Below are 11734 nucleotides of genomic sequence, written 5' to 3'. Positions count from 1 at the left end.
ATGTCCTGTGAAAAGACGTGATGATGGTGCCGCCACCGGCAAGCGGCTGACTCGTATCGTGGTGGTGCGCTCTGTGCGTGATCGCCGCCAGGGTTTCCTGATCGCCGGTGCCGCGACCTTTCCCTGCGCGCTTGGCCGCTCCGGCGTTGTCGTCGCCAAACGTGAGGGCGATGGCGGCACGCCGCGTGCCAAGTTGCCGCTGCGCCGGGTCTTCTATCGCGCCGACCGGCTGCCGCGCCCTTCGAGCCTTCTGCCGGTACGCGCCATCACGCCGCGCGACGCCTGGTGCGACGATCAGAAGGATCGGCGCTATAATCGCTTGATCGACCGGCCGCCGGGCGAGGCCGAGGAGCGACTGGCCCGCGCCGACAACCTCTACGACGTCATCGTCGAACTCGGCTGGAACGATGCTCCGGTCGAGCGCGGCCGCGGCAGCGCCATCTTCTGGCATCTCGCCCGACCGGGCTTCACGCCAACGGCCGGCTGCGTCGCCGTCACCGGCGATATTTTTGGTAAAGTCCTGCCCAGGCTGGCCCGGCACTGCGCGATCGTGGTGCGCTAGCCGCTTGCAACTCAGCGCAGACCGGAGATACTGACGCTGAGCACCGTCTCGCCGATCGATTTCAGGAACGCCGGACTTACGCGGGCACCGTCCCGTTCAGCGAGGCCGATTCCCAGCTAGAGACTGTGCCATGACTGATTCACCCTCGACCGAGATCGGCTTCGGCCGTGTCGCCGCGATGTTCCCCGTCAGCGACATGGAACGCGCATGCGCCTTCTATGTCGGCGTGCTCGGCTTTACCAAGACTTTCGAGAACGGCCAGCCGGTCGGCTTCATGATCCTCAAGAAGGGCAAAGCCGAAATCCATCTGACCCTGCAGAAGGATCATGAGGCCGCGCCCTTCAATATCGCCCATATCATGGTCGATGACGTCGATGCCTTTCACGAGCTTTGTCGTGGCCACGGGCTGCGCATCGTCAAGGGCCTGCGCGATCAGGACTACGGCCTGCGCGCCTTCGTCTTCGAGGACCCCGATGGCAATCGCATTGACGTCGGCCAGCCAATCTAGCTGACCGACGGCGCGGCCTTCTTAGCCCCGCGCGCCAAAGATCGCGCTGCCAACCCTGACGTGGGTGGCGCCAAGCTGGATCGCCGCCTCGTAATCCGCACTCATGCCCATCGACAGGATCGCCAGGCCGTTGCGCTTGGCGATCTTGGCGAGCAGGCCGAAATGCGGCGAGGGCTGATCCTCGGCCGGCGGAATGCACATCAGACCAGCGATCGTGAGGCCGTAGCGGGTCCGGCACAGCTCGAGGAAGGCGTCGATCTCCCCGGGCAGAACGCCGCCCTTCTGCGGCTCGGCACCGGTATTGACCTGCACGATCAGCTGTGGCGCCTTGCCGGCGCGTTCGATCTCGCGCGCCAGTTCCTTGGCGAGGCTCTCGCGGTCGAGCGAATGGATCACGTCGAACAATGCGACCGCATCGCGCGCCTTGTTGGACTGTAGCGGGCCAATCATGTGCAGCCTCGTTTGCGGGAAGCGCCCGCGCAGCGCCGGCCACTTGGCGCTGGCCTCCTGGACGTAGTTCTCGCCGAAATCGACCTGTCCGGCCTCCAGCGCCGGCAGGATCGCCTCCGCCGGCTTGGTCTTGGAGACCGCGACCAGCGTCACGACCTCGGGCTTGCGGCCGAAATCGCGCGCGGCGCGGGCAATCGCCGCCCGCGTCTCCTGCAGCCTTGCCGCAACATCCTGCATCGCCATCGCCTTTCGTCCGCCACGCACGGCGCCCAAACCGTTCTGAACGTTGACCCGGCGCGCTGCTTCGTGTCCTAGTCCGCGCAACTCCGATCACGCAAGAACGACACGATCAGCATGGCCGTCGAACGCTATAATCCGAAGGAAGCCGAGCCGAAATGGCGCAAGGTCTGGGATGAGCGCAAGCTCTTCGAGACCCGCAACGACGACCCGCGGCCGAGCTATTACGTGCTCGAAATGTTCCCCTATCCGTCGGGGCGCATCCATATGGGCCATGTCCGCAACTATGCGATGGGCGACGTGGTCGCGCGCTATAAGCGCGCCAAGGGCTTTGCCGTACTGCATCCAATGGGCTGGGACGCCTTCGGCCTGCCGGCCGAGAACGCCGCCAAGGCCAACAAGGTCCATCCGCGCGACTGGACCTATGCCAATATCGCGACCATGCGCGGCCAGCTGCAGTCCATGGGCCTGTCGCTCGACTGGAGCCGCGAGCTCGCCACCTGCGACGCCAGCTATTACCAGCACCAGCAGAAGCTCTTTCTCGATTTCCTGAAAGGCGGGCTGGTTGATCGCAAGACCGCCAAGGTCAACTGGGACCCGGTCGACGAGACCGTGCTCGCCAACGAGCAGGTCATCGACGGCCGTGGCTGGCGCTCCGGCGCGCCTGTCGAGATCCGCGAGCTGACCCAATGGTTCTTCAAGATCACCGCGTTCGGTCAGGAGCTGAATGACGCGCTCGACGGCCTCACGCGCTGGCCGGACAAGGTCCGGCTGATGCAGAAGAACTGGATCGGCCGTTCGGAAGGGCTGCTGGTTCGTTTCGCAATCGAATCGAATTCACTCAACCAGAACGAGGTCGAGGTCTACACGACACGCCCCGACACTCTGTTCGGCGCGAAATTCATCGCGGTCGCGCCTGATCATCCTTTAGCCAAGGCTGCAGCCGAAACGAATCCTGCACTGCAGGACTTTATTGCCGAGTGCAAGAAGACTGGCACCGCTCAGGAGAACATCGACAAGGCCGAGAAGCAGGGCTTCGACACCGGCTTGCGTGCCGCTCATCCCTTTGATCCGTCTTGGACTTTGCCGGTCTATGTCGCGAACTTCGTCCTGATGGAATATGGCACCGGCGCGATCTTCGGCTGCCCGGCGCATGACCAGCGCGACCTCGACTTCGTCAACAAGTATGGGCTCGGAAACACCCCCGTCGTCTGCCCTGAAGGCGCGGACCCGGCGAGCTTCGTCATCACCGACACCGCCTATGTCGACGATGGCCGCATGATCAATTCGCGCTTCCTCGATGGGATGACCATTCCGGAAGCGAAAGAAGAGGTCGCCAGACGCCTCGAGGCCGAGACCCGCGGAAACCGGCCTGTAGCCCAGCGCAAGGTCAATTTCCGCCTGCGCGACTGGGGCATCTCGCGCCAGCGCTATTGGGGTTGCCCGATCCCGATCATCCATTGCGAGAGCTGCGGTGTGGTGCCGGTGCCGGAGCAGGATCTGCCGGTCAAGCTTCCCGACGACGTCTCATTCGACAAGCCCGGCAACCCGCTCGACCATCATCCGAGCTGGAAGAATGTCGCCTGCCCGCAATGCGGTAAGCCGGCGCGGCGCGAGACCGACACCATGGACACTTTCGTCGATTCGTCCTGGTACTTTGCCCGCTTCACCGATCCCTGGCGCACGGACAGCCCGACCGACCGCAAGGCCGTCGACCGCTTCCTGCCGATCGACCAGTATATCGGCGGCGTCGAGCATGCGATCCTGCACCTGCTCTATTCGCGCTTCTTCACCCGGGCGATGAAGGCGACCGGCCATGCCGACCTTGACGAGCCTTTCGACGGCATGTTCACGCAAGGCATGGTAGTCCACGAGACCTATCGGGCTGAGGACGGCTCCTGGGTCGAGCCCGGCAATGTCCGGATCGAGGCGGCCGGCAATGAGCGCCGCGGCTTCGATGTCGATACCGGAGCTCCGATCGAGATCGGCTCGATCGAGAAGATGTCGAAGTCGAAGAAGAATGTCGTCGACCCCGACGACATCATCGCGTCCTACGGTGCCGACACCGCTCGCTGGTTCATGCTCTCCGACTCGCCGCCCGATCGCGACGTGATCTGGAGTGACGAAGGCGTGCAGGGCGCAGCCCGCTTCGTGCAGCGGCTCTGGCGCCTCGTCAGCGAAATCGGTGAGCGTGTGGGCGGGGTGCCCGCCAAGCCGGCGAGCTTCTCAGAAGCCGCGCTGGCCTTACGCAAGGCGAGCCATCGCGCTCTTCATGCTGTCGGCGCCGATATCGAGCGGCTCGCCTTCAACCGCTGCGTCGCGCATATCTACACGCTGACCAACGCGATCGGCAAAGCCCTCGACGCTGCAGCCGAGTCGGCCGATGTCCCGGCAGATATCGCCTTTGCGCTGCATGAATCCGCCATGATCGCCACGCAGCTTGTCGCTCCGATGATGCCGCATCTGGCCGAGGAATGCTGGCAGGCTCTCGGCTTGCCCGGCCTCGCCGGCGAAGCCGCTTGGCCTGAGGCGGAAACGGAATTGTTACAGGATGACAGCAAACTGCTGCCGGTACAGGTCAACGGCAAGAAGCGGGCAGAAGTGACGGTGCCTGCCGATGCCGATACGGTGGCGGTCGAGGCGATCGTGCGCGCCTCCGAGGCAGTCGCCAGGGCTCTCGAGAACCGGCCGATCCGCAAGGTGATCGTGGTGCCGGGGAGGATCGTAAATGTCGTCGTATGAGACCGGAGCCATGTCGCGCCGCCGCCCGCTGGCGTTGGCTGCGGCCCTCGCCCTTGCAGCGCTTGCCGGCGGCTGCTTCCAGCCGCTCTATGGGGAAGGCACTGTGAGCCGAGTCGGCGGCAATGTCCGCAATGCCATGCTCGGCATCGAGGTGCCGGAGATCAAAGGATTGGTCGGCCATTATCTGCGCAACGAGCTCGTCTTCGAGTTCGACGGCGGCGGGGCGCCGGACCGGCAGAAGATCCTGAAGCTCACCGCGACCACAAGCGAATCGCTCGAAGTCATCACGGTCGACTACGCCAATGGCCGTGCCGATTCGGCGATTCTGGTTGCCACCGCCGACTGGCAATTGGTCCGCGCCGGTTCGAACGAAGTGGTGGCTTCGGGCCAGAGCGTCGTACGGGCGCCTTATGAGCGCTCGCAGCAGCGGTTTGCCTCGCTGCGCGCCGCGCGCGATGCGCAAGTGCGTGCTGCGAAGAACCTGGCTCAATTGATCAAGGCTCGCGTTGCTGCCGCCCTCGTCAGCGGCTGAGGCCGCTTTCGATGGCGATGATCAAGGCGCATGAAGCCGACCGCGCGCTTGCGCGTCCGGACCCATCCTGGCGCCTGTTCCTCTTCTATGGTCCCGATGCCGGGTTGATCTCCGAGCGGGCCGCAGCGCTGGCCCGCAGCAGCGTCGACGACCCGCAGGACGCCTTCCAGCTGATCCGCATGGACGGTGACGCGGTCGCCTCCGATCCGCTGAAGCTGGTCGATGAAGCCAACACGATCGGACTGTTCGGCGGGCGCCGCGCGATCCGCGTCTCGCCGACCTCGCGACCGCTGGTAGCCGCGATCGAACCATTGCTGGCAACGCCCTCGCAGGACGCGATCGTAGTCATCGAAGCCGGCGATCTGCAAAAGAGCAACCCGCTGCGGACCGCCTGCGAACGTGCGAAATCCGCGCTTGCCGTACCCTGTTATGGCGATGCAGCCCGCGACCTCGGCACGATCGTCGACGAGATGGTCCGCGCATCCGGCAAAAGCATTGACCGAAGCACCCGCGATCTCCTGACCAGCCTGCTTGGCGGTGATCGCCAGACCTCGCGGAAGGAGATCGACAAGCTGATTGTCTATGCTGGCAACGACCCGGCCTTGACGGCCGATCATGTCGAAGCGGTGGTCGGCGATACCGCTCAGCGCGAGCAGGCCGGCGTGGTCGACGCCGTCTTCGCCGGTCGCCTGCCTAGCCTTGATCTGGCGCTCGCCAAGCTGGCTGGTGAGGGGCTCGATCAGGGTGTGCTGCTTGGCGCGGTGCTGCGCCATGCGCTGGCTTTGCTGAAGGCGAAACTGGCTATCGAGGGCGGCAAGCCAGCGCGCGAAGCGGTCGGCGCCATGCGAATGCCCTATCCGCGCCTCGCGACCGCGGAAGCGGCGCTCAATGCCTGGCCGGCAGCCAGATTGCGCGACGCCGTAACCATCCTGGGAGCGGCGATCCTCGCCGTGCGCCGCGATAGCGACATGGCAAGGCCCATCGCTGCGCGTGCGCTCTGGACGCTCAGCCGAATGTCCGGCAAGGGCCGCTGATCAGGCCTTCAGCCGCCGGCAGAGCGCATCGAGCTGCTCCAGCGTCTTGTAGCTGATCTTCATCTCGCCGCCACCATTGGCACGGTGCTGGATCGAGACGCCAAGGCCGAGTGCCTCTTCCAGTGCCTTCTCGACTGCGCGCGTGTCCGGATCCTTCTCCGGCTTCGGCACGGCGGCAGCCCGCACTGGCTTGTTCTCGCTGCGGGCTTCATCCTGGCCGAGACGCTCGATATCGCGCACGGTAAGGCTTTGTTCGACAATGCGTTTCGCCACCTGTTCCGGATCCGAAACAGCGAGAAGTGCGCGCGCATGGCCGGCCGAGACTGAGCCTTCGCTAACCATTTGCTTGACGGGCTCAGGCAATTTGCTCAGGCGCAGCGTGTTTGCCACATGCGAACGGCTCTTGCCGATCACCTTGGCAAGGTCGTTCTGGGTATAATCGAATTCGGCGATCAGCCGCTCATAGCCGGCCGCCTCTTCCATCGCGTTGAGATCAGCGCGTTGGACGTTCTCGACAATCGCAATCTCGAGCGCCTCGCGGTCATTGGCCTCGACCAGGATGACCGGGACATCGTGCAGCTCCGCTCGCTGCGCGGCACGCCAGCGCCGCTCGCCGGCAATGATCTCGTAGGCGTCGATCATACCCGGGATCGAGCGCACGATGATCGGTTGCAGGATACCGCGCTCGCGCACCGAAGCGGCGAGGTCCTCCAACTCCGCATCATTGAAGGTCTTGCGCGGGTTGCGCGCATTCGGACGCAGGAACTCGACGGGAACCTTGCGCTGACCACGCGCGCGCTCGAGCGCGCCGATCTCGTCTCCGACATCGCCTATCAGCGCAGCGAGACCCCGGCCAAGACGCGAACGCCCCTGTTCCTCGACCATTGCCATTCCTCTTGAACCTTTTTTGTGCCGATCAGGCGGCGCGCAGCGTGCGCTCGCGCTTGATCACCTCCGAGGCCAGCTTCAGATAGGCCTGCGAGCCCGCGCAGCGCAGATCATAGAGCAGCGCCGGCTTGCCATAGGATGGCGCCTCCGAGATTCGCACATTGCGCGGAATCACCGTCTCGTAGACCTTGTCGCCAAGAAAATCGCGGACATCGGCCATGACCTGGCCGGAGAGGTTGTTGCGCGGGTCGTACATGGTCAGCACCACGCCCTGGATCATCAGACGCGGGTTTAGGCCGGCGCGAACCTGCTCGACCGTCTTGAGCAGCTGACTGAGGCCTTCGAGCGCAAAGAACTCGCATTGCAGCGGTACCAGCACAGCATCCGCCGCCGTCATAGCGTTGATGGTGATCAGGCTGAGCGAGGGCGGGCAGTCGATCAGGATGTAGGTCAGGTCGCTGCAGCGCTGGTCGTCGACCAGCTCGTCGATCGCCTTCCTCAACCGTGTCGCCCGATCCTTGGCGCTGGCGATCTCGAGCTCGACGCCAAGTAGGTCGAGCGTCGACGGCGCAAGGAACAGATTGGGAACGGCCGTTGCCTGCATCGCCATGCCCAGCCCGATATCGCCGCAGAGCACGTCATAGGTCGACGCTTTCCGGCTCTTGCGATCAACGCCGAGCCCGGTCGAGGCGTTACCCTGCGGGTCGAGGTCGATGATCAGCACCTTCTCGCCGATAGCAGCGAGCGCGGTCCCAAGGTTGATCGCGGTCGTGGTCTTCCCGACCCCGCCCTTTTGATTGGCGAGCGCCAGCACGCGCGGACGCGTGGGAATGGAGATAGGCTGAGAATCGGTCATCAATCGGCCCGTTTCTCGGCGCCGCTGATCACCAGGATAGCGGCCGCCGAATCCGTCAAGGATGGAAACGTTGTGGCCTGAATCTTCCAATATTTAGCCGCGGCGGTCAATTCCGCATCTAGATATTGTCCCTTGGGAAAGACTCCCGTCACCCCGGTTCTCAACAGCTCTTTGCACCAGTCGAGCAGGAGCGGCAGCGGCGCCAGAGCCCGCGCCGTCACGGCCCCGACCGTGCCGACGAAATCGTCGACCACATCCTCGATGCGAGCATTATGCACCCTCACCGGCGCCCCGGTCAGCCGCGCGGCGTGGCGCAGGAAGGCGCATTTCCGGGTATTACTTTCGACGAGGTCGATATGGCCGCCAAGCTCGGCAAGTCTGATGCCGAGCACGAGACCTGGGAAACCGCCACCCGAGCCGAGGTCGAGCCAGCGCCGCGCCTGCGGCGCCCGGTCGAGCAACTGCAGGGAATCGGCGACATGCCGGGTCCAGACCGCATCAAGCGTCGCGTCCGAGACGAGGTTCTTTGCCTTCTGCCAACGCCGCAGCTCCCCAACAAGAACGGCGAGGCGCTCCTCTGTTTCACGTGAAACAGGCGTCAAGCGAAAAGCGTGACGGCGATCCTCGTTATCCCCCTTATCAACAGAACTCACAGGGTTCATGCTCCGGCACCGGCGGCCGCGCGCCCGGCATGTCGCTTGCGGGCATGCGCTGCCAACAGGGTCAGCGCCGCCGGCGTCATGCCCTCGATGCGCCCGGCTTGCGCCAGATTATCCGGCCAGGAGGCCTGGAGCTTGGCGCGCAGTTCATTCGACAGGCCCGAGATTCCATCGAGGTCCAGATCGCTCGGCAATGGGAGCACCAGATCGCGCTGATAGGAATCGATCTCGGCCGCCTGCCGGTCGAGATAGACCGCATAGGTGGCATCTGCCGCGACACGCGCCCGTGCCGCCTCGGAAAACGCCTCAAGATCAGGCCAGACCCGGACCAGTGCCCCAAAGTCGACCGCCGGATAGGACAGGATCTGGAAGGCTGCGCGCCTGACTCCATCCCGGTTCAGCTCCAATCCGGCGGCGGCTGCCTCGGTCGGCGACAGGGCCCGCTGACGCAACACTTCGGTAAGCTTAACGATCTCTGACTGTCGGCTCTCATAGCGCTCACGACGGGCACTGCTGATCAGGCCATGCGCGATACCAAGCGGCGTCAGGCGCTCATCGGCATTGTCGACCCGGAGCGACAACCGGAATTCGGCGCGGGAGGTGAACATTCGATACGGCTCCGTAACGCCGCGCGTCACGAGATCATCGACCATCACGCCGATATAGGATTGCGTGCGGTCCAGGCTGACGGGCTCACTGCCACCGGCTCTCCGCGCTGCGTTGAGACCAGCGAGCAACCCCTGCGCTGCTGCTTCCTCGTAGCCGGTAGTTCCGTTGATCTGACCTGCGAGGAAGAGCCCGTCGATGGCCCGCGTCTCCAGCGTCGGCTTCAGCGCGCGTGGATCGATATAGTCATACTCAATCGCATAGCCCGGCCGCAGCATCGCTGCCCGCTCCAGGCCCGGGATCGTCTTCAATAGCCCGAGCTGAACATCCTCCGGCAGCGAAGTCGAAATCCCGTTCGGATAGACGGTAGGATCGTCGAGGCCTTCGGGCTCGAGAAAGATCTGATGCCCATCGCGATCACCGAAGCGGCCGACCTTGTCCTCGATCGACGGGCAATAGCGCGGTCCGCGCCCCTCGATCTGGCCGGAAAACATCGGCGCCCGGTGCAGATTGGCGCGGATCAGCTCATGCGTCGCCAGCGTCGTCCGCGTCACCCCGCAGCTGATCTGTGGCGTAGTGATCGCATCGGTCATCGCCGAGAACGGCTCCGCCGGATCGTCGCCGGGCTGCATCTCCAGGCCCGACCAGTCGATCGTGCGGCCGTCCAAGCGCGGCGGTGTCCCTGTCTTCAGTCGGCCGAGCGGAAAGCCATGGCGTTCCAGCGTGGCGGAGAGGCCGAGCGAGGGCGCCTCGCCGACGCGGCCGGCCGGAATCTTCTTCTCGCCGATATGGATCAGGCCGCGCAGGAAGGTGCCGGTGGTGAGCACGACCGTTCCGCAGGCGAATCGACGGCCGTCGACGAGCACGACGCCAGCAACCTGACCAGCGACGATATCGAGATCGAACGCTTCGCCCTCAATCAGCGTAAGTCCGTCCTGGGCAGCCAGCGCAGCTTGCACTGCTTCGCGATAGAGTTTGCGATCGGCTTGGGCGCGCGGCCCGCGTACCGCCGGCCCCTTGCGCCGGTTGAGCATGCGGAACTGAATGCCACCTTGGTCAGCGCAGCGTGCCATGATCCCGTCGAGCGCATCGATCTCGCGGACGAGATGGCCTTTGCCGAGACCGCCGATCGCCGGGTTGCATGACATCGCGCCGACAGTAGCGATCTGCTGGGTGATCAGGGCCGTCCTGGCGCCGGCTCGCGCCGCCGCGGCCGCGGCTTCCGCCCCGGCATGGCCGCCGCCCACCACGACGACATCGTAGTGCTGATTCACCTGTGCATCCGACATGTCCAATTCGCTAGCCAAGCAGGACCGCAAGGTCAACGAAAACCGCCTATTTGCCGATGCAGAAGCCAGAGAACAGGCTGTCGAGCACATCCTCGACGTCGACCTTGCCGATCAAGCGCTCCAGCGCTCTGACCGCGATGCGCAGCTCTTCCGCGATCAGCTCCGGCTGCTCATGCGATAGCGCGCCGGCACGTTCGATCGCAGCAGCGGCGTCGGCCACTGCGATGCGCTGGCGCTCGCGGGTGACGAGCGCAGGCTCTGCCTGGCCGAGCTTGCCAAGCCGAGATGCGATAATGTCGATCAGTTCGGGCAGACCTGCGCCAGTTGCCGCTGACACGCCGATTTCCCCAGGACGGGCAGCTCCACCAAGGTCGATCATCGTCGCCACAGCAAGGTCGTCCCCCTCACTGTCGGCTCGTTCCGGATCCGAATCGGGCGACCGCAACCGCAGCACCAGATCGGCATGTGCTGCTTTCTGCCGGGCTCGCCTTACGCCCTCGGCCTCGATCGCGTCACTGCTCTCGCGCAGACCGGCAGTATCGACTAGCACAACGGGGATGCCGCCCAAGTCCAGCCTGACCTCGATGGCATCGCGGGTCGTTCCGGCAATGGGCGAGACGATAGCAACGTCGCGTCGGGCGAGCGCATTGAGCAGGCTGGATTTGCCGGCATTGGGTGGTCCGGCGAGCACGACGACGAAGCCCTCGCGAACCCGCTCACCCGCTGCGAAGCTGCCGAGTGCAGAACGCAGGCTGTCGAGCACGCCCTGTGCTTCAGCAACGGCGTCAGCGATCAACGGGCCGCCGACATCGCCTTCATCCGAAAAATCGATCTCGGCCTCGAGCAACGTCATCGCCTTGATCAACGCGCTTCGCCATTCACCGGCAGCGCGCCCGAGCGCGCCTTCCATCTGCCGCAGCGCCTGCTTGCGCTGCCATTCCGTCTCCGAATCGATCAGGTCGACTAAGCCCTCGACGGCAGCGAGGTCGAGCTTACCTGCCTCGAAGGCACGACGGGTGAACTCACCAGCTTCTGCCAGGCGCAGGCCTGGCAAGGACGTGAGCACCGACAACAAGCGTGACAGCACTGCGCGCGAGCCATGGATATGGAACTCGGCGACATCCTCCCCGGTGAAGCTCGCCGGTGCGGGGAAGAACAGCACCAGGCCATGATCGATGATCGCGCCGGCGGGATCGCGAAGCGCTCGATAGACGGCTCTGCGCGCCTCCGGCACAGACCCAGCGATCGTTTCGAGAGCGAATCTAACTTGTTCACCCGAGACCCGTACGACCGCGACACCGGCGCGCCCGCTGCCGGAGGACAGTGCCACAATGGTCGGATAGGCTTGCATCCTCAGGCGCCCTTTTCACC

General features: G+C 64.7%; 11 protein-coding genes. 5 read left to right on the top strand and 6 right to left on the bottom strand.

Annotated features, from left to right (window positions below):
• Window positions 1-7 precede the first annotated feature (7 nt).
• A complete protein-coding gene (locus BLM15_RS21635; RefSeq protein ID WP_126114699.1) occupies window positions 8-562 on the top strand; it encodes a L,D-transpeptidase family protein in 555 nt (184 codons plus the stop codon).
• A 130-nt stretch (window positions 563-692) separates the two neighbouring features.
• Window positions 693-1070, top strand: coding sequence for a VOC family protein (locus BLM15_RS21630; RefSeq protein ID WP_126114698.1), 378 nt, complete (start codon window positions 693-695; stop codon window positions 1068-1070).
• 21 nt (window positions 1071-1091) lie between these two features.
• Here BLM15_RS21630 and BLM15_RS21625 read toward each other — a convergent pair whose 3' ends face one another.
• Window positions 1092-1763 (bottom strand): YggS family pyridoxal phosphate-dependent enzyme, encoded by a 672-nt coding sequence (locus tag BLM15_RS21625; RefSeq protein ID WP_126114697.1) that lies wholly within the window; start codon window positions 1761-1763, stop codon window positions 1092-1094.
• Between the two features lie 111 nt (window positions 1764-1874).
• On the opposite strand from BLM15_RS21625, the gene leuS reads away from it, so the two are divergent.
• The 3 genes from leuS to holA are packed head-to-tail and all read left to right on the top strand — an operon-like array spanning window position 1875 to window position 6065.
• The gene (leuS, locus tag BLM15_RS21620) at window positions 1875-4499 is read left to right on the top strand and encodes a leucine--tRNA ligase (protein WP_126114696.1); all 2625 of its coding nucleotides are present in this window, start codon (window positions 1875-1877) and stop codon (window positions 4497-4499) included.
• A gap of 10 nt (window positions 4500-4509) precedes the next feature.
• A complete protein-coding gene (gene lptE / locus BLM15_RS21615; protein ID WP_164985407.1) occupies window positions 4510-5031 on the top strand; it encodes an LPS assembly lipoprotein LptE in 522 nt (173 codons plus the stop codon).
• An 11-nt stretch (window positions 5032-5042) separates the two neighbouring features.
• The gene (gene holA, locus BLM15_RS21610) at window positions 5043-6065 is read left to right on the top strand and encodes a DNA polymerase III subunit delta (RefSeq protein ID WP_126114694.1); all 1023 of its coding nucleotides are present in this window, start codon (window positions 5043-5045) and stop codon (window positions 6063-6065) included.
• On the opposite strand, the gene BLM15_RS21605 is transcribed toward holA, so the two are convergent.
• From BLM15_RS21605 to mnmE, 5 genes are read right to left on the bottom strand one after another with little or no spacing between them, the layout of a single operon-like run.
• Window positions 6066-6950, bottom strand: a complete 885-nt coding sequence (locus tag BLM15_RS21605; protein ID WP_126114693.1) for a ParB/RepB/Spo0J family partition protein — start codon at window positions 6948-6950, stop codon at window positions 6066-6068.
• 31 nt (window positions 6951-6981) lie between these two features.
• The gene (locus BLM15_RS21600; RefSeq protein ID WP_126114692.1) at window positions 6982-7809 is read right to left on the bottom strand and encodes a ParA family protein; all 828 of its coding nucleotides are present in this window, start codon (window positions 7807-7809) and stop codon (window positions 6982-6984) included.
• On the bottom strand, window positions 7809-8471 hold the full coding sequence (rsmG, locus tag BLM15_RS21595; RefSeq protein WP_126114691.1) for a 16S rRNA (guanine(527)-N(7))-methyltransferase RsmG: 663 nt from the start codon (window positions 8469-8471) through the stop codon (window positions 7809-7811). Before rsmG ends, BLM15_RS21600 begins: the two co-directional genes overlap by 1 nt.
• Entirely contained in the window at window positions 8468-10363 is a 1896-nt protein-coding gene (mnmG, locus tag BLM15_RS21590) for a tRNA uridine-5-carboxymethylaminomethyl(34) synthesis enzyme MnmG (RefSeq protein ID WP_126114690.1), read from the bottom strand. Before mnmG ends, rsmG begins: the two co-directional genes overlap by 4 nt.
• Before the next feature lie 46 nt (window positions 10364-10409).
• Window positions 10410-11714 carry a tRNA uridine-5-carboxymethylaminomethyl(34) synthesis GTPase MnmE gene (gene mnmE, locus BLM15_RS21585; protein ID WP_126114689.1) on the bottom strand — a complete coding sequence of 435 codons (1305 nt, stop codon included), beginning with the start codon at window positions 11712-11714 and terminating at the stop codon, window positions 10410-10412.
• Window positions 11715-11734 lie beyond the last annotated feature (20 nt).

Source organism: Bosea sp. Tri-49 (genome assembly GCF_003952665.1).
Classification (GTDB): Bacteria; Pseudomonadota; Alphaproteobacteria; order Rhizobiales; family Beijerinckiaceae; genus Allobosea.
This window is presented reverse-complemented; position numbering and strand designations above follow the sequence as displayed.